This window comes from Candidatus Saccharibacteria bacterium oral taxon 488 (genome assembly GCA_005697215.1).
Lineage (GTDB): Bacteria > Patescibacteriota > Saccharimonadia > Saccharimonadales > Saccharimonadaceae > Nanosynbacter.
The window spans coordinates 269157-288050 of the sequence record CP040003.1 but is presented as its reverse complement, the minus strand read 5'-3'; the positions used below and the strand labels follow the sequence as shown (position 1 = coordinate 288050).

Sequence of the window (18894 nt, the reverse complement as noted above, 5' to 3'; positions counted from 1 at the left end):
TTGTCGCAATAAGTGCTACAATTGCGACATGGATACCTTACGCGACATCTTTCGCCAAGCCGACCTTCGCCTGACCAAATCACGCTGCGAAGTCTTTACGGCACTCGAATCCATCGACGTGCCACTGACCATCGCCGAAATCGCCAAGCGCTGCCCGAACACCAACCGCACCAGCATCTATCGCATCCTCGAGACCTTTCACGAGCTCCACGTCATTAACACCATCCACATCGGCTGGAAAGTCCGTTATGAGCTTGCCGAGCCATTCATCACGCATCATCACCACCTCTACTGCACCCGCTGTCATAACGCCGAACCGCTGGAGACACCAGAGCTAGAACGGCTCATTGCCTTGATCGGCCGGCGCCATCACTTCCGTATTGAGCGCCACCACTTTGAACTCGAAGGAGTGTGCCAGGCCTGCATGGCAGCTGGTGATACGCAGCCTGGCTCAACCAAGACGACGAGCCAAGCCTAATCAGCCGCCGGCAGCAGCTATCTAAACCCCAACGAACCACACGGCCCGATATCTCTCCTACAAACTACACCTCGAGCTTCGCCCGTAGCATATCCCGCTCGCGGGTCAGCGTCCGGTAGCGCTTAAACGCGCCCATCAGTTCGTTGCGTGCGGTCGCGTCTAGGTCAAAAATTGCTAGCAGCACCGAATCAATTTCCTTGACCGCCCGCTGCGCCTCTGACAAATTCGCCACGCCCGGCACCGTATCGAGGTACTCCTCGCGAATCGCTTCGGTCTTTTTCTCGTATAGTGCCAGCCGCTTGGCCGGGCTCTCGACCGCTTTTTTGCTCAGCCGACCCAGCGCCTTTTCATATTCCTGTCGCGCCGCTAGTACCGTCACATAATCAATATTCAGCCCAAACAGCCGCGCCGCCAAGCCGCCACGCTCCTGCTCAATCGCCGTCATTTCTCGCTCAATTGCCGCCAAGCGCCTCGTTACCTCACGCCGCAGTTTCTTAACCTGACGGCCGGCCCGCAGCCGCTGCCAGCACCGCACCAAAGGCCGCGCCTGCTTGTCCACCACGGTCACACCAACCTCACCGAGCACCGCCCGGTACAGTTCATACCTCATAAAATCTTCAACCTGCTGCCGACAGACCTCGATTGGCTGCTGGGTAAACGCCAGTGTTCGTCGATACGGCTTTTTCTCTCGCTTTGACGTAAACTGCGACCTAGCAAAGGCCAGTCGCTCCTCCTCGAGCCGCACCGGTATCATCATCGCAATCAGCTGTTGCCGCGACGACGTCTCGGCCAGCAAATCCTCCTGCAAGGCTTGTTGCAACGTTGTCGCATTATGCGCCGAGGTGATCGTCTCTAGCCTCGGCAAACATTCGTCCCGCCACGCCGTCAACATGTCATGCATCGTGCGCTTGCTACGATTCAGCACCCGCGCGTCTCGTCGAAATCGTCGCGGCACACGTGCCAAGACGGTAGCCGCTTGGGCTCGAAACACCAACGGGCGCTCTTGGCTTAACTTGACTAAGGTATCGTGCTCAATTATCTGCGTCATATGTATTCACTATACTATTTTAGAGACAAAAAGTCAATATTATGCTCACGCATATTCATCTAATGTTTCGCTTTCTGGCAGGTCACCTCACACTAATTCACGCCCAACCTTCACTTACACGGTGCAAGATCACGCCAAAAACCCAACTAAAAAAGCGCCAGGTAAGGGTGGGCATCACCTGGCGCTTTGTTACCCTTCAACCCACCCGAGCTCCCGTCTCAGTGAAGCGTCGTGACTAAAACTCCAAAAGTCCGCGCCTGATTATAATATCAACACCATCCAGTGCTCACCTTAACAGAGGTCGCCTTCAAAAAAGGGCAGTTAAAGGGGTTAGTATGCGCGTAACGTTGAATCGCAAAAAGTGGAGGGTAAGAATACTTAATGCCATTGCGCGCAACCTAACATATTAGTTAGAATAGGGGGTATAAGGTGCTTTTGATTAGCACTTCGGCTAACCAATCGCTCCTGATTATAGCAAGCATTTGACAACATGTCAATACTTTTTATCACAAAAGTCATGGAAATCAATAGAATCCGTCCAGATGAGCATATTTTTACCCAGAGGTTGGCAAGTATTGCTAATCCGCCGAAAAGCTTGTGTTTTATGGGAAAATTACCAACGAGTGGCGCACCGGTAGTAGCGATTGTTGGTTCGCGCAAACCCTCGGCGTACGGCCGGGAGGTGACCGAGCAGCTGGCAAGCGACCTAGCAAAAGCCGGCTGTATCATCGTCAGCGGCCTGGCGCTCGGCATCGACAGCATCGCCCAGAAAGCCGCCCTGGAGGCTGGCGGCACAGTCATCGGCGTCATTCCCAATGAACTGCCCGACATCTCACCGCAAACCAATTACAAACTAGCCATGAATATCATAAAAAACGGCGGTGCTATTCTATCCGAATGGAAAAAAGGCGACGGTAAAGTTGTCAATCGCTGGAGCTTTTTAGAGCGCAACCGCTTGGTCTCCGGCTTGGCTGACGCCGTCATTATCACCGAGGCAGCCGAGCGCAGCGGCACACTCAATACCGCCGCCCACGCCTTATCTCAAGGCCGCGACGTCTTTGCCGTGCCAGGCAACATCACCAGCCCGCTGTCTGCCGGCTGCAACGCGCTGCTCAAACAAGGCGCCCTCGTCGCCACCACTGCCACGGACATTCTCAACGTCATCGCCCCATCAAACGCTCAATCGGCTACCGACCAAGCCGTCATCCCCCTCGGTGAAACCCCGGCCGAAAACACTATCATCGACTTACTCCGGACCGGCCTCAGAGACGGCGACCAACTACAGCAACAATCCGGTCTCAACCCAGCCGACTTCGCCACGGCACTAACCATGCTAGAGATCAACGGCGTGATCAAGCCGCTCGGGGCGAATAATTGGACTCTTAACTAGTATCAACAATGCGTCTATGCTTGTAACATTATCTACTACGATGCTATGCTAGTCCCAATGAGGAGAGAATTATCAAGGCCCAATACAACCATTGAAACGTGCCATAATCCAGACACCCCTATCGACCCAGAGGTATCAGACGACATACTCACGCTACCCAATATCGTTACTACAGTAGGTGGACTATGCAGCATATACGGCATCCGAAACGCTGACACTATTAAGGGTATCGCCGCCTTGATTATTGGCGAACTGTCGGACAAGGCTGATGGAACACTAGCGAGACGCCTCCATCAGCAATCAAAACTCGGTATCAAGCTTGACCCCATCAGAGATAAAGTGGTCGCCGCCACTGCACTCCTAAAGATAGTAGAAGATGGTCTCGCCTCAAAGACTGTCGTTGCATCTATGACCAGCCTCGAGGCGACCAAAGCAATAGCCACGCTCATAGCGGAACAAAAGCACCGCCAACTCCCCAGCCAGGCCGAACCGCTCCGACCAACACAGGTTGGCCGCATCAGTGGCGCCCTCGTGTCGACCGCGACATTATTATACATACTCAGCGGCTCGGTAGAGTCATTTGGCCACGAGAAAACAGCAAAGGTACTCCGTAGCCTCGGTGACGGAGTATCTAAAATATACTTACCAGTTGCCGGCCTAGCAGCCGCTCAATATATGATACGTGCCGCCAAACTCAGTAAGCAAGTCAAGGAAGAAATACGCCAACAGCAATAAGAGGCTCTCGCGCCCAAACACCCTCGGCGGTTGTGGTTGCGAGGTGATTTGATATAATATAGAGTTATGAAAAATCTCGTCATCGTCGAGTCGCCAGCCAAAGCTAAGACCATTGAGAAATACTTGGGCAAGGATTTTCATGTCTTATCAAGCGTGGGACACATCCGCTCAATCGTCAAAAAAACCAAGGACGGCACGCCGCCAATTGATGTGGCGAATGATTTCTTCGCTATCTACGAAGTCGATCCCGAGAAAAAGAAAGTTATCACCGAGCTAAAGAAAAACGTCAAGGCCGTCGGCAAAGACAACGTCTGGCTGGCCACCGATGAAGACCGCGAAGGGGAGGCTATCGCCTGGCACCTCTGTAAAGTGTTGGATTTACCGATTGAGACAACCAAGCGCATCGTCTTTCACGAGATCACCAAAGATGCCATCACCAATGCTATCAAGAACCCGCGCACTGTCGACATGAACCTAGTGCAGGCGCAGCAAGCCCGGCAAATCCTCGACCGGCTGGTTGGTTTTGAACTCAGCCCGGTAGTCTGGCAAAAAGTACCGGGCGGCAAGTCAGCCGGTCGCGTCCAGAGCCCGGCAGTGCGGCTGCTGGTCGAGCGCGAACGAGAAATTATGAAATTTGCAGGCAGCTCGCAGTTCAAGGTGACCGCTATCTTCATCCACGACAATCAAGAATTCAAGGCCGAGCTCAACCAGAAATTTGACTCTGAAGCAGCCGCCCACGAATTCCTAAATAGCCTCAAGTCAGCCAAATTTACTGTCAGCGATATCTCCAAGACGCCTGGCACTCGCAATCCAGCCGCGCCGTTTACGACGTCAACTCTGCAGCAAGAGGCCAACGCCAAGCTTGGCTTCAGTTCTAAAGCCACTATGGCTTCAGCCCAGCGGCTCTACCAGGATGGTAAGATCACCTACATGCGTACTGACTCGGTCAATTTGAGCGGGCAGGCCATCGCCAGCGCCACCGACTTTATCAAGCGATTGTACGGCCCGGATTATTCGACTGTGCGCAAATTCAAAACCAAATCCGCCTCCGCCCAGGAAGCTCACGAAGCCATCCGCCCGACCGACATCACCCGCGAAACCGTCACCTCCAACGAGTACGACCAAAAACTCTACGACCTCATTCGCCGCCGCACCCTGGCATCACAAATGTCGGCAGCGAAATTGGAGAAAACAACGGTGGTAATTGCTATTGGCGGCGCTCGGGCATCTCATAAAACAATCCGGGACCCGAGACAATCCCAGATTTTTTCTGAGACGCCACTCGCGCCAGATACGCCAGCAACAGCGACACCTCCTGCGCCGGAGGCTGTGAAACGTTCGCGAGGAGCGGACGTTTCAGCCGAACGCTCGCGCAGTATCTCCAGTGGAGATACAAGCGAAAAGAGTACTCCAGCGCAGGAGTGTGGCGCTGGCGATGCTGGCTTTGCTGACGATGTCCGAGAGGCAACCGTGACAGATCTTTATTTTGAAGCCAAAGGAGAAGTCATTACCTTCGACGGCTTCTTGCGTGTCTATGGCGGCGGCAAAGACGAAATCCTACCAAAACTCCACGCCGGCGACACCCTCGAAACTCACGACATCACCGCCCGCCAAACCTTCGCCCGTCCACCGGCCCGCTATACCGAAGGTTCACTGGTTAAGAAACTCGAAGACCTCGGCATTGGCCGGCCAAGCACCTACGCCACCATCATCGACACCGTCCAGACCCGCGGCTATGTCGAAAAGGGCGACAGCGAAGGCCAACCGCGCGACGTCATCGTCCTCAGTTACAACGGCGAGGAAGTCAGCCGTGACGTTATCCAGGAAAAAACCGGCTCCACTAGAGGCAAACTCATCCCAACACCGAGCGGGGAACTGATCGCCGACTTTTTGACCGACCATTTCACGCAAATCGTTGACTATGATTTTACCGCCAATGTCGAAACTGAATTTGATAAAATCGCCGCCGCTAACCTAGCCAAAAGCGCCATGTTGCATGGATTTTACACGCCGTTTCACAAATTAATCGAACAGTCAGGTGGCATCGACCGCAGTAAAGTCGGCGCTAACCGCGAAGTTGGCATCGATCCAAAATCCGGCAAACCAATCCTAGCGCGCTTCGGCCGCTTTGGCCCAATGCTGCAGCTGGGCGCCACTGACGACGAAGACAAGCCACGCTTTGCTCCACTGCCAAAAGGTGCAAAAATTGAAACAGTCACCTTAGAACAAGCGCTCGAAATGTTTAAGCTACCGCGTGTCGTTGGTCAGACTAAAGACGGGCAAGACATCAAAGCCAACATCGGCCGCTTTGGTCCGTACATCCAAGTCGGCAAGCTCTTCGTCTCCATCAAACCTGAAGATCCGCACACCATAACCCTAGAAAAGGCCCGCGAACTCTACGCCGCCAAGCTCCAGGCCGAAGCCGAGAAGCACATCGCCGAATTCCCAGACGGCGTCAAAGTCCTCAACGGCCGCTTTGGCCCGTACATCACCGATGGCACGAAAAACGCCAAAATCCCCAAAGACACCGACCCAAAAACCATCACTCACGAGCAAGCCTTGGAACTCCTAAAAGCCGCACCCGCGAAACCCGCCCGCCGCGGCCGCTCCTCAGCCAAACCATCCAAATCCCCGAGAAAAAGCAGCCGCTCAAAGAAGTAATTGACCCGCAAAGTAACCCAATCAAGCCACATTTTATTAGTGCTGTATAGACCATATCCCCATAATTCACAAAATTAAAAACTATCACACCATTTCATTGCAAAAATTGTTAAATACATGCTATAATTACGGCGTACTACACGACTTGCTTGACACGAAAATATTTTATTGTATAATAGCAATATCGTCATATATCAACATAACTTCTGAGGTGAGGCAGAGAGGATTTAACATAAAGCCATGAGCGACATACAAGAACAGAGCGCACCAGACAAGCAGCTTCGGCAAGCGGCCGAGGATGTCTTGGCGCAGATTCCGCAGGAGCGCGAGAAAGAGATTATTAGCCGTCGCTTTGGCCTATACGGCAATAAAGAGACGCTGGAACAGATCGGCGACATGCTCGGGATCACGCGTGAGCGTGTCCGCCAGCTGGAGAAGGCTATCCTCGTTCGTCTCCGTCTATTGGTGGCTGATGGCGGTATACCAAGTGCCTCAGCTGCTGAAAAGATGGTCACCTCGCACCTGTCAGAAATGGGCCGAGCCGCACCGCTGCATAATCTCGCCAAGCACGTCCTCGGCCGGGATGTCACCGATAGCGAACGATCCCATGTCGCCTTTATCGCCGAGCTCAATCCATCGATCAACATCATCACCGAGAACGATGATTATTACCATTCCGCTATTATCGGCGCGCCAAACGACGAGAAAAATATCAAGAAGCAAGTTGAAGAAATTGTCAAAGCCATCAAGCAACATGGCCAGCCAGTCACCGCTGAGGAACTACACAAAACGCTCAATTATGAGCACCCATCCAACATCGCCGCGCTCGCCTCAATCAGCAAGAAACTAGCTCACCTCCGCGGCCTGTGGGGCCTGATCAAGTGGCCGCTCGTCAACCCAAAAACCATTCGCGACAAGATCTTCGTCATTCTCGACAGCAACGGCCAGCCAATGCACTTCTCGGACATCGCGAAAGCCATCAAGGACAGTGACTTCAAACGCAAAGACGTCACCATCCAGGCCATCCACAACGAACTCATCAAAGACAAGCGTTTCGTCCTGATCGGCCGCGGTATTTACGCTCTCGAATCGTGGGGTTACGCCCGCGGCACCGTCGCTGACATCATTGCCAGTGTCCTGCGTGAGGCCGGCGAGCCGCTGCACCGCGATGAAATCGTGAAGCGCGTCCTCGACAAGCGTCAAGTCAAAGAAACCACCATTCTGCTCAACTTGCAAGCCAAACCGCAATTCCAACGCTCCGCCAAGGCCACCTACATTCTGGTCAGCGAAGCCTAGGTTTGCATTTATCTATAAGGGGTGAGATAATGAAATAGCATGGAAATTATCTCTTCGATGATTAGTTTTTTAACGCAGTGGTACGTCTGGATACCCATCACAGCCGTGCTATCATTTTTGACGTGGCGCAACTATCAGCGGGCCGACGAATTCGAACCGACCGAGAGTGTGTTATTAGTACTCGAAATTCCCAAAGCCAACGACAAGAAAGAGTTGGCCGCCGAGCAATTATTCGCCAGCCTGCACGGCATCTTGCGCGACAAACGCGAGCTCAAATTATCAGGCGGGCGGCAGGAGCATATCAGCTTTGAAATCGCCTCGGTCAACGGTCAAATTCGTTTTTACGTCTGGGTACCCCGAACACTGCAAAGTTTCGTCGAGGGACAAATTTACGCCCAGTATCCAACCGTCCAAATCCACGTCGCCAGCGAAGATTACACCGAGCACGAGCGTGAGCACTCCACCGTGTACACCACTGAGCTAACCTTGACGGCGCCAGAGTTCTTGCCAATTCGCACCTTTCAAACCTTTGAAGTCGATCCACTGGCGGGAATTACCGGTACGCTAGCCAAGCTAGAATTGACCGGCGAGGAACTCTGGGTACAGGTGCTCATCAGGCCGATCGCCGACAGCTGGCAACAGTCCGCTGATCGCTGGATCGCCAGCGTCAAGAGTGGGCATAAACTTATCCCCGGACTCGGCGGTGGAGGCTTGCAATGGATTGGTACGCTACTGGAGGCGCTCTGGAAGCCGCCAGGCCAGGGAAGTGATGGCAAAAAAGCGCCCGAGCTATCTGAGCGTGACAAGACGCGCGTCTCTGAGGCAGAGAAGAAGGCCACTAAATTAGGCTACGACGTCAAGATCCGCCTGGCGTACCTTGGCGAAGATCAAACCAGCGCCAAGCTACATATGCAGGCGCTGGTCGGTGCTTTTAAGCAATTCAACTCAACCAACCTCAACGGCTTTCGCGCTGTCAAGGGTGCGTTCGGCAAGGAGTTTCTCGACAAGTACCGCAAGCGCGCGTTTTACGGCGATGGCTACATCCTGAATATCGAAGAGCTGGCCTCTGTCTTTCACTTGCCGCACACCAATGTCGAGACGCCAAACATCGTCTGGGCCAGCGCCAAAACCGCCGAACCGCCATCCAAGCTGCCTGTCCTGACCGGCAGCGACGCCAATGACGACCAAATTTCCGCTTTTGGCGTCACTAATTTCCGCGGTATCAACCACCAGTTCGGCATGCTGCGCTACGACCGCTCGCGCCACGTCTACATCATCGGCCAGACGGGGGCAGGCAAGTCGGGATTGCTCGAATTATTCGCGCTCAGCGACATCTTTCACAATCAAGGCTACGCCATCATCGACCCGCACGGTGATTTTGCCATCAACAATATGAAATTCATCCCCGGCTCACGGCTAAACGACGTCGTCTATTTCAACCCAGCCGACACTGCCTATCCGCTCGGTTTCAACCCGCTGGAAGTCACCAACCCGAACCAAAAAACCAACATTTCATCAGAGGTCATTGGCGTCTTGAAGCGTATGTTTGGCGATTCATGGGGGCCGCGGCTGGAATACATCTTGCGCTACACCATCTTGGCACTGCTCGACCGGCCAGAGACAACCATGCTGGACATCACTCGCATGCTGACTGATAAAAATTTCCGCAAAGAGACGCTGGGCTATTGCCGTGACACCGTGGTCTTGCAGTTCTGGAATGTTGAATTCGCCAGCTGGAACGACAAATTCGTCGCCGAGGCCGTCGCACCAGTCCTCAACAAGGTCGGCGCCTTTACCGCCAACCCAATCATCCGCAACATCATCGGCCAGCCCAAATCCACCTTCAACATCCGCCAAATCATGGACGAGGGCAGAATTCTCATCGTTAATCTATCCAAGGGCCTCATCGGCGAGGACAACGCCGCCATCCTCGGCTCATTCCTGGTCACCAAGATTCAGCTGGCTGCCATGTCGCGCTCTGATATCCCAGACATCCGCGACCGCCGTCCATTTTACCTTTACGTCGACGAGTTCCAGAACTTTGCCACTGACTCATTTGCCACCATTCTGTCCGAAGCCCGCAAATACGGCCTCAACCTGACCGTCGCCAACCAGTACATCTCACAGATGAACGAAACCGTGCGCGATGCAGTCTTTGGCAATGTCGGCACCATGATTTCCTTCCGCGTGTCTGCCGACGACGCACCAATCCTCGCCAAGCAATTTGAGCCAAACTTCGAAGCCGTCGACCTCTTGCAGATGCATAATCGTAACTTCGTCATCAACATGGTCATCGGGGGAGAGAAGACTCCAGCTTTCTCCGCACGCACTCTCGAGCTCCCACCAAGCCAAGCCGACAACACGCCGCACATCATCGAACATTCGCGGCGTATGTACTCACGGAGCCGGGAAGACGTCGAGCGAGAAATTGCCGCCGTCATCATGCCGCCACGCCCGCAAAAACAGCCCAGCCAGCCGCGCCCACAAGCCGTCGCCGCAGCTGCACTAGCCCAGCCCGTTCAGGCGGCCACTAGTCAACCGGCACAGGGAACCACGGTCACTAACACCCAACACCCCGCACCACAACCCGAACCCGTCGCACCCGTCACAGACAGCGGCGAAGTCATCTTGCAAATCCGCGGCAACAGCGCATTTGAATCAGCAGCCACCGACACCACCACACCAAAGAAACGCCGACGACGACGGAAGAAGAGTGCTGCATGATATATAATAATTAAGCCTCTCGACAAAAATAGAAATAAAACAGCCCCAAAGACAGCATAAAAACTACACAAATAACTAATAACTAAGCCAAATTAAAAGCTGGCTTGGTTATTATTTTGGCACTAAAATACGCTATTTATGCTTATCGCAAGCTATGCCGTCGCCGTCTCTATCAAGGTGCGGTGCATATCCAGGCTCACCCCGGCGCATGTGGCTATAACCAGCGGCGCGTGCCTCTTTGCAATTACGGAAATGAATTTCTGCCGGAGCTGGCTGCGGAGCGGCAGGAGTAGGGATAGCTTGACGAGGTGTAGGCTGCGGTCGCGCTTGCTGCTGTCGCTGCCGAACTTTAGCCGCGGCAACCGCTGCCTCTTCTTGCTTTTTATTCTCCTCAGCGTCTCTCTTGGCCTTCTCGGCGCGTTCTTTTTCTTCCTGCTCGGCTTTTTCTAATTTGGCAATACGTTCAGAGAATGGCGTACGTTTGCCGTCTGGTAATTTACCAATATCTGACTTGGCGCGAGATATATTTTCATCACTCAATTGTTCTTCGGCTTTTTTGACTGATTCCTCGGCGCGCTTGAGAGCTTTTTCTAGCTCTTGTTTGTCATAATCAGCTTTTGTCTGACGATGAATCTTAATGGTCTTATCGCCGCGACGCTTACCGTCAACAACAGAGATAGAAATATCGCTATCACCCTCTTTGATGTCTTTAATCTCATACTTGACACTACCAGCTGCGTCTTTGCGATCATGAACCTTAATCTTATTTTCCGATATTTTTACTTCAGCGAACGAGCTAATGCCCGATATTTTAGCGGATATCTCACGCTTATTCGTATGATAATCAAGTTTAATGTTTTCATCCACATTGGAAATAATGATAGGAATATTGTCCTTATCGAGACGAGATTGCTCCATAACGTTACCGACATGTCCTATAACAGCAAGAGTAACGACAACTCCGCCAAAGATAAGCCAGCCACGCTTCCGCTTTTTAACAGCGGGCTTACTCTTATTTTCCTGATCTGTTTGTTTAAAATTTTTTCTGACCACTGATATCTCCTGTCAATTCAACATAGCAGGGAACTCATTTGTCCCGTTATTGCTTGGTACACCCCTGATAGACGACTTGCGGGGCGTTAGCAATCTAGAATCTGCTTACAGACACAAGTCCTATTAGTAATCCATCGGGAACTCACCTATAAATATATCATAAAATACATTAAACGTAACTTGGTTTCCAGTGATCCGCCCCTAGCTAGCAAATAACGTAGAGCCGCCCATTGTCATAGAGCTTGACGATGGCCACTCATAAATCGCCTTGACCACCAAAAGCGCAGTTGCTCTTTGTTAGCTCAATTATGAGCAGCACAAGTATACTCCTACTCCTGCTGCAATTTAAGGCAGGCTAGTGGAATAGCGAAACTATCAAATGAAAAAACTCTACCCTTGTCATTCAAAAATCAATGCTTGAAAATGATAGAACAAAAAGCGAACTTGTCATATTGAGCTTTCAGCCCCCAAGATTTATGTATAAGCATGCGCAGACTTTATTATAATAATAATAATAATTATTAGCAACACAATTAATTACTGGCAATAAACGAGAATAGACAGAAGCGCTCAATCACCATAAAACATAAAACGCCGAGGTAATAAAACAAATCTAAGTTTTCAGTAAATTCCGCAAAACCGCATTTGGTAGATTTATCCGTCAATCACGGTAACAGCACGGGGCATCCAGTAAAGGGCAGTCAAAACTAGGCTAGCATTACATACAAAACAAAAAATATTATCGCGAAGAGACGATAGAGCATGCGTCTTTTCGTAGATAATTTAATGTCGCACAAGGTAGCTTTTACGTATTATAGTTATTTCGATACGCTAGACTTCAAATATCCACACTTAATATACCATTTATAACTTTTTCGCCTAACACCTCTTACGGCGGGGGATCTCCTCCAGACTTTCACCATACTACGGTGAGTGCTAACACCAGGACACGGTTCAAGCTACCATAAACAGAACGGGCCACACTAACCACTTTCGACTTTCAGCCGGGGGAGTTTGGGATGCCTCCAGCGCCAGCGTCGCCTCCGTCTCTCGAATAAATATCGCGAGCTAGGCCTTACCAAACTTGAACGTCGTTACGGTCTAAGCGTAACTCGTAGACTTTTCCACATCATAAGGCACCACCCAGCATGGGCATATGCGCTTATACGAGGCCGCGCACGACAAACACAGCATCCCGCTGGTTAAGCCTACAAACATTTGACTTTTTTCCTATTTTATTCCCCTGCTCTATTTTTCCACAAGTACCCTATTTGATTTTTTGCTATTTTGATATTATAAATATGTTTTTCTTGATCCTCTGATAAACGAACAAAAAGCGAACTAATATAATCAGAGACTACGTCTCTACCCTATTGGTGGCTCGACCTACAACCCGCGCGAACGAGTAATTCACCCCTGCCCGCTACTTATAAAACACTCGCTGATTGACGCGCACATCGATATATGCAGGAGCCGCGCCACTACTCTGGAAGAACGCCATAGCCTTGACCGCTTGTGCTACCTGCGCCGCTGCCTCCCTGTCGGTGGTCACTTTAATACTGTATGGACGGCTCTTGATTGATAGGAGTGCCTGACGGACGGTGTTTTGTGGCAGGATAATTTCCGTAACCTCTAGCTGGTGCTCACGAAAGCCGGCAACAGCTTGACCGAGAAAGCTGAGAAAGTGGCGATTGATAACCTCTTGGCCAGCGGCGGTCGGCACACCGCTCTGGTCTTTGACGATGACTGACGGCGAGCTCGCGTAGGTGGTCGAGAACGTCACGCCTGCGTCGTCAACAAAATAGCTTTTATCACCAGAAGTCCACTGGACGACTGGCTGGCGAAAGGTAAGTTTGAGGCGCGGCCTAGCGAGCTGGTCGGCCTCGAGGCGAACCGTCTTGACCTCCGGGGCTTTCTCGAGGAAAAAACTAGCCAGCGACTGGTGATTCAGCACAAACAAGAATCGCTCGACCGGACGTGCACTGAGATATTCATCAATGAGGCGGTGGTAGCGATCGGCCTCTTTGGCGCTCGCTGCGTCTGGCGTTTGTACCGAGACCGTGACGGTACATTGCCATGCGAGTAGACCAATGACGACAAGCACCAGCGCACTGCTGAGGAGGATAATCCACCGCGTCCGGCGACGTCGAGATTTCGCATGCTGAACCGTGCGCTCTGAGGTCTCGACTGGCGAGGCGGTGTGGCGGGTGTTGAGATTGCGATTACGGCGATAGGCTGTTTCAAATGAGCTATCCTCGTTAATTAGCGCCGCTTGACGACGAGCCGCAATTTCGCGGCGTGTGGTCGGCGTAGATTTTGCCCGAGAAAAGGGTAATTTCACCGACGTCTCCCCTGTCGACGAATGACGGTGAGGAGCATCGCTGCCATGTCTTTGGCGGCGTTGGGCTTCGCAAATGTACCGATGTTTCGCCCGAGGCCGGCCAAGATCCGCGGTGACTTGACGAGGCCAATGACCTTCTTGCTCAGCACCTCTGGCGTCTGTTCCAGCGTCGACTCCTCAACGATCACTGCCGCCAGCGCGTCCTGATACACCTTGGCATTTTTGAGCTGATGACCAGCCGTCAACATACCGTTCGGCACGATGACTGCTGGTTTATGAAGCGCCGCCAGTTCCAGCAGCGTCGTCGCACCAGCCCGCGCCACCACCACATCCGCTGCCGCCAATACTTCGGCCATACCATGATTAACAAACGCTTCTAGTCGCCAGCCCGCCCGGCTATCAACACGCTCCTTCAGCTCGTCAAACTGATGCTTACCAGAGATCAAGAACACCGACGCCTCAGCCAGTAGCTGCTCGCGCGTGGCTACCACCGCTTCGTTGAGGCGCGCAGCCCCCAGTCCACCACCAGTTACCACCACCAGTGGCCGCGCCGGATCAAAGCCAAACTTCGCCTTTAGCTGCCGCCGCTCAGCCGCGCTATATGGTCGAAATTCCTCAGCCACCGGAATGCCGACATACTCCGCCTTGACGTCAGGATAATTATAGTGCTCCAGCGGCGCCCCGGTGCCGATCTTGGCAGCAAATGGCGCCAATAGCCGATTAGTTAGCCCTGGATGCGCATCCGAATCATGCAGCACCAGCAGAATCTTCAGCAGCCGCGCTGCATAGCCAACCGGCAGACAGACGTAGCCGCCCTTGATAAAAATCACATCTGGCCGCCACCTGAGCAACTTACAAAAGCTCTGAATAAATCCAACCCCCACCAGAAAGATATCGCGCAGATTCGGTAGCAAAATTGACGGACGAAGATGAAACGTCATGCTTTTACCGTGGTAGCGGCGGATTTTGCCAGCGATAATCAACTCAACCGGGATCGCCTCGTCAAATTTACCAAAAATACCGCGAGCACTAGCGCCAAACTTCCGATCACACCAAAACCGCAATTCGTGATCACCCGATGATCGCAACTCCTTACACACTGCTACGACTGGCGTAACGTGTCCGCCCGAGCCGCCGCCGACCGCCAAGATCTTTGCCACTTCCCTCTCCTTCCATTAATGGTTTGTGCGCCGTGTAGGCTGACAGTTGAAATGCCAGACCCAGCGCCGCTGCGATAAATAACATGCTCGTGCCGCCATAACTGAGCAGCGGCAGCGAGATACCAGTCATCGGAATAATCCCCGTCATCGAGCCAATATTCATCAGCACATGCGACGCCACCCAGCCAAATACGCCCGCCACCACTAGCCTTAGGTGCATATCAGCCAGCCGCGACGTCACCTTGAGCAGGCTCAGCAGCAGCGCCGAAAACAGTGCCAAGATAACCAACAGACCGACAAAACCAAACGTCTCACCCATCACTGCAAAAATCGAGTCGTTAATCGCCTCCGGCAGGTAGCCCGTCGCCTGCACGCTTTTACCGATGCCGAGGCCCAGTAGGCCACCCGAGCCGAGGGCGATGCGCGCCTGCTGGATGTGATAATTATTTTCATCCCGGCTGGCTGATTGATGCGTATCACCCTGGATAAAGGTCATCACGCGCTCAATACGGTGCGGCGACGAGAACGTCAGCACTAACGCCGCAGCCGCGATCACCAGTACGATGCGCCGCAGTAGCCGAGCGTCCATCCCCGACACCGCTAACACCGACAGTACCAGCGCTACGAGCGACACACCCGTCCCCAAATCTTTCTGCAGTACCACCACCACAAACATCGACACCGCCATAATAATACCAAGTGGGATCAGCGTCTCGTTGATATCGTTGAGTTTACCTTGGCGCACTCGCTTGGCCAAAAACCCAGCCACAAACAATAGCAAGCCAAATTTCAATAACTCCGCCGGCTGAAAACTACCCAGTCCACCCAGATAAAACCAGCGGTACGCACCGTTGGTGTCCGATGCAAACGGCAGATGCAGCAACGCCCCACAAACCACCAACAAGAAACACGCTGCCAAGCCCGCGATGAACAGCCGCTTGGCCCACGTCTCGGTCAACCACCGATACGGTAATATCGCCGCCACACCAAACGCCACCACAGCAGTGATGACGCTGGCCAGCTGCTTATTAAAAAAGAAGGTGTCGCTATAATTCGCGCCGTGCGTATGATTCAACACATTCGCCCGCTGCGGCCCCAGCGCATACATCACCACCAGCCCCAACATCAACAACAACCCCATATACAGCACGATCTGATACATCGGCCGGTGTCGACGCACCGCCTTGGCGGTTGAGGTGGTAGTGCGGTTACGCAATATGACCCCCCGCCAGCGCCAGCATCACACCGATAAACGCCATCACGCAGCCAATCACCCAAAACCGCATCGTCACCTTGGTCTCCGGCCAGCCGCTGGCCTCTAGGTGATGATGGATCGGCGCAGATAAGAAAATCTTGCGCTTAAAGAGTTTTTTGCTCACAATCTGAATCAAGCTCGAACCTGCCTCGATCACAAACAACAGCCCAATCACCGGTAATAACAGCAACGAGTTAGTCAGCATCGCCACCACTCCCAAGCTAACCCCATAGGCAAAGCTACCAACATCGCCCATGAAAAACCGTGCTGGATAGATGTTAAACCAGAGATAACTCAGTAGCACACCAACTACAGTGAAACAGAATCCCGCCAGCAATACTTGTTGTTGCAGCAAGGCAATCACCCCGAACGCTCCAAAGCTAATCCCCAACAACCCGCCAGCCAGTCCGTCCATGCCATCAGAAATATTAACCGCGTTACCAGTCGCCACCACTGCAAAGGCAAACAATGGGATGATCAGCCAACCAATCGCCACGTCACCCATGAACGGCACATGGAAGCTGGCCACGCCCAGCTTGACATAGAAAAACCAGCCAAGGACGATGCCGATAAGCATAATCAGCGCAAATTTCACCGGACTGCGTAAGCCGGCTGCACCACCGCCCAGCCCGCGTAGATTAATAACGTCATCAATGAGCCCAACCGCGGCACCGCCGATCAACGCCGCGAGTGGCAGCCATGTCTGCGCTCGATCTAAATTACAAGAGAACGTCACCACAAAAATCGAAATAACACCGATAACTCCAGCCATCGTTGGAATATTTCGCCGCAATTTTGCCGCTTGGAATTTAGCAAAAACCTTCAACTCTTTGCCGTCGGTACTCTCCGAGCGCTGCCGCTTCCAGAACCGATACCGATAGGCAAAAAACGTATAAATCGGCGTCAGAAACATCGCTAGTAAAAATGCCCCGACACTGAGCAAAAATACGTGTGTCAATTCGTTGGTCATTGTTTGTAAAGCAGTTGCCATGACTATCCCTTCGGTGCTAATTTCATATAATCAATCATCCAGTTGGAGATATCAGTAAAAATTGGTGCAGCGTGAATGTTACCCTGTAAGTTCTTGCGCTTGCCAGGCGCCGCGACACGTACCATTATGACATACTCGGGGCGATTTGCGCCACCATAGCCGATATACGTCGCTACTGTTTCGTCCATGGTATAGCTACCATTGATCAGCGTCTCTGAGGTACCAGTCTTGCCGCCGACATCATAGCCCGGCTTATCTTTATCGGGCATACGCTGATTGAGGACCGCCCGCGCCGTTGACAGCATACCACGCATGGTGGCTGATGACTGCTCAGAAATCGTCCTTCGTAGTAGCGAAGCAGCTGTTGGCTTCAGTCCGCCATTCGCATCCACCGTTCCAGCTACCACCGTCGGCCGAAAATACTGCCCGCCATTTACCACCGAACAAAATGCGCTGGCTGCCTGCACCATCGTCGCATTCATGCCCTGCCCGAACGTAATGTTAGCGTAATTCACCTCCGCTCCCGGCCGATTTGGCACGTAAAGCAGCCCCGGCGCCTCTGCTAGCTCAATCCCCGTCGCCTCACCAAACCCAAATTTCTCGTGATAATACTCGTACAGCGTCTGCCGCGCACCCGGGGTGATCGTCGATCCATCGCCCAGTCGCCGCGCAATCGTGATCATACCGACGTTGAGCGAATTGTTAAACGCACTCTGCATACTTGTCGTGCCGCTAAGCCCCCTTAGGGCGTTACACATTTTCCGATCCCCCACCTCAGTACAATCAGTGTTCGAATACGTTGTCTGCGGCGTCACCACACCCTTGTCAATCCCCGTCGCCATGCTGAACGTCTTGACAATGGAGCCCGGCTCAAACGGCAGCATCGTCGTCGCGTTACTAAACACTGCTGCGTTTTTTTGCTTGGCGTACTCGGCTGGATTATACGTCGGATAATTAGCCATCGCTAGCACTTGTCCATTATTCGGATTCATCACTATCACGCTACCCTCGGTCGCGCCAGCCTTGTCGATACCTCGTTTGAGCGCTTCTTCGGCGTGACTCTGCACATTGCGATCAATCGACAGCGCCACATTCTCGCCCGACTTCGCCTCAACGCGCACGTTATCCTTACTCAGCGTCAGCGGCACATTACGCACGTCCGCCACTGTTTTGAGTAGGCCATCGCGGCCCTTCAGCCTATCATTCAGCGCCCCTTCAACCCCGTACTGACCCTTGCCCTCAGCATTCACGAAGCCTAGCACCTGCGCTGCCAGTTGCCCCTCCGGATAGTTGCGAATCGACCCCTTTTGATACAAGATACCGACAAAATCCTTGGCCTTTAACTTCTCGGCTTGCGTGCGCGTGATGTTGCGTGCCAGCACTTCGTAGCGAGAGGTGGTGCGCTCCAGCCGCTTGGCCGCGTCACTCACTACCTCGCCACCGGCAATTTCCTGTAACGCCGCGATAATCTGCTGGCGCTGCTCCTGCTTGACCGTCTGCGGATCAGCGATAACCGTATAGACCGTCTGGTTGAGCACCACGGGGACAGCCGTACCGCCGTCCATCATATATAACTTGCCGCGCTCGGCCGGAATGACGAAGTGCCGCTGCTGGCTGGCCTGAGCCAGCGACACGTATTCGCTGTGTTTAATGATCTGTAGATAAAACAGCCGCATCACAAAAATCGCCATCATCCCCAACAGAATGATAGCGAGTACGCCGGTTCGAGATTGCGTTAAGTGACGTTTCATACCGCTTGTCC

Annotated in this window: 13 protein-coding genes; 6 read left to right on the top strand and 7 right to left on the bottom strand. The window is 52.8% G+C overall.

What is annotated here, in order from left to right; all coding sequences use genetic code 11:
• Nucleotides 1-28: 28 nt before the first annotated feature.
• A complete protein-coding gene (locus tag FBF24_01445) occupies nucleotides 29-478 on the top strand; it encodes a transcriptional repressor (protein ID QCT40556.1) in 450 nt (149 codons plus the stop codon).
• 64 nt (nucleotides 479-542) lie between these two features.
• Here the strand turns inward: FBF24_01445 and FBF24_01440 are convergent, their stop codons facing one another.
• On the bottom strand, nucleotides 543-1526 hold the full coding sequence (locus FBF24_01440; protein ID QCT40555.1) for a hypothetical protein: 984 nt from the start codon (nucleotides 1524-1526) through the stop codon (nucleotides 543-545).
• A 490-nt stretch (nucleotides 1527-2016) separates the two neighbouring features.
• Here FBF24_01440 and dprA point away from each other — a divergent pair, with 490 nt between their 5' ends.
• The 5 genes from dprA to FBF24_01415 all read left to right on the top strand — a co-directional run bounded on the left by dprA (nucleotide 2017) and on the right by FBF24_01415 (nucleotide 10332).
• On the top strand, nucleotides 2017-2916 hold the full coding sequence (gene dprA / locus FBF24_01435) for a DNA-protecting protein DprA (GenBank protein QCT40554.1): 900 nt from the start codon (nucleotides 2017-2019) through the stop codon (nucleotides 2914-2916).
• A gap of 45 nt (nucleotides 2917-2961) precedes the next feature.
• Entirely contained in the window at nucleotides 2962-3651 is a 690-nt protein-coding gene (locus FBF24_01430; GenBank protein QCT40553.1) for a CDP-alcohol phosphatidyltransferase family protein, read from the top strand.
• A gap of 66 nt (nucleotides 3652-3717) precedes the next feature.
• Nucleotides 3718-6312, top strand: a complete 2595-nt coding sequence (topA, locus tag FBF24_01425; GenBank protein ID QCT40552.1) for a type I DNA topoisomerase — start codon at nucleotides 3718-3720, stop codon at nucleotides 6310-6312.
• Nucleotides 6313-6552: 240 nt separating this feature from the next.
• A complete protein-coding gene (locus FBF24_01420) occupies nucleotides 6553-7608 on the top strand; it encodes a hypothetical protein (protein QCT40551.1) in 1056 nt (351 codons plus the stop codon).
• Nucleotides 7609-7647: 39 nt separating this feature from the next.
• A complete protein-coding gene (locus FBF24_01415) occupies nucleotides 7648-10332 on the top strand; it encodes a hypothetical protein (protein QCT40550.1) in 2685 nt (894 codons plus the stop codon).
• 132 nt (nucleotides 10333-10464) lie between these two features.
• On the opposite strand, the gene FBF24_01410 is transcribed toward FBF24_01415, so the two are convergent.
• From FBF24_01410 to FBF24_01385, 6 genes are all read right to left on the bottom strand, one after another.
• Nucleotides 10465-11250, bottom strand: coding sequence for a hypothetical protein (locus tag FBF24_01410; GenBank protein QCT40549.1), 786 nt, complete (start codon nucleotides 11248-11250; stop codon nucleotides 10465-10467).
• A 1558-nt stretch (nucleotides 11251-12808) separates the two neighbouring features.
• The gene (locus FBF24_01405; GenBank protein QCT40548.1) at nucleotides 12809-13726 is read right to left on the bottom strand and encodes a hypothetical protein; all 918 of its coding nucleotides are present in this window, start codon (nucleotides 13724-13726) and stop codon (nucleotides 12809-12811) included.
• A complete protein-coding gene (locus FBF24_01400) occupies nucleotides 13723-14886 on the bottom strand; it encodes a hypothetical protein (protein ID QCT40547.1) in 1164 nt (387 codons plus the stop codon). The genes FBF24_01405 and FBF24_01400 overlap by 4 nt, the downstream gene beginning before the upstream one ends.
• Nucleotides 14819-16102, bottom strand: a complete 1284-nt coding sequence (locus FBF24_01395) for a hypothetical protein (GenBank protein ID QCT40546.1) — start codon at nucleotides 16100-16102, stop codon at nucleotides 14819-14821. The genes FBF24_01400 and FBF24_01395 overlap by 68 nt, the downstream gene beginning before the upstream one ends.
• The gene (gene mraY, locus FBF24_01390) at nucleotides 16095-17132 is read right to left on the bottom strand and encodes a phospho-N-acetylmuramoyl-pentapeptide-transferase (GenBank protein QCT40545.1); all 1038 of its coding nucleotides are present in this window, start codon (nucleotides 17130-17132) and stop codon (nucleotides 16095-16097) included. The genes FBF24_01395 and mraY overlap by 8 nt, the downstream gene beginning before the upstream one ends.
• Nucleotides 17133-17134: 2 nt before the next feature.
• Complete coding sequence (locus tag FBF24_01385; GenBank protein ID QCT40544.1) at nucleotides 17135-18883, bottom strand: penicillin-binding protein 2; 1749 nt, start codon at nucleotides 18881-18883, stop codon at nucleotides 17135-17137.
• Between the last annotated feature and the right edge of the window lie 11 nt (nucleotides 18884-18894).

Bases quoted from the DNA above. Each gene is read 5' to 3' on its own strand.
- FBF24_01445 (QCT40556.1), top strand. From the start codon at position 29: ATGGATACCTTACGCGACATCTTTCGCCAAGCCGACCTTCGCCTGACC.
- FBF24_01440 (QCT40555.1), bottom strand. From the start codon at position 1,526: ATGACGCAGATAATTGAGCACGATACCTTAGTCAAGTTAAGCCAAGAG.
- dprA (QCT40554.1), top strand. From the start codon at position 2,017: ATGTCAATACTTTTTATCACAAAAGTCATGGAAATCAATAGAATCCGT.
- FBF24_01430 (QCT40553.1), top strand. From the start codon at position 2,962: ATGCTAGTCCCAATGAGGAGAGAATTATCAAGGCCCAATACAACCATT.
- topA (QCT40552.1), top strand. From the start codon at position 3,718: ATGAAAAATCTCGTCATCGTCGAGTCGCCAGCCAAAGCTAAGACCATT.
- FBF24_01420 (QCT40551.1), top strand. From the start codon at position 6,553: ATGAGCGACATACAAGAACAGAGCGCACCAGACAAGCAGCTTCGGCAA.
- FBF24_01415 (QCT40550.1), top strand. From the start codon at position 7,648: ATGGAAATTATCTCTTCGATGATTAGTTTTTTAACGCAGTGGTACGTC.
- FBF24_01410 (QCT40549.1), bottom strand. From the start codon at position 11,250: ATGGAGCAATCTCGTCTCGATAAGGACAATATTCCTATCATTATTTCC.
- mraY (QCT40545.1), bottom strand. From the start codon at position 17,132: ATGGCAACTGCTTTACAAACAATGACCAACGAATTGACACACGTATTT.
- FBF24_01385 (QCT40544.1), bottom strand. From the start codon at position 18,883: ATGAAACGTCACTTAACGCAATCTCGAACCGGCGTACTCGCTATCATT.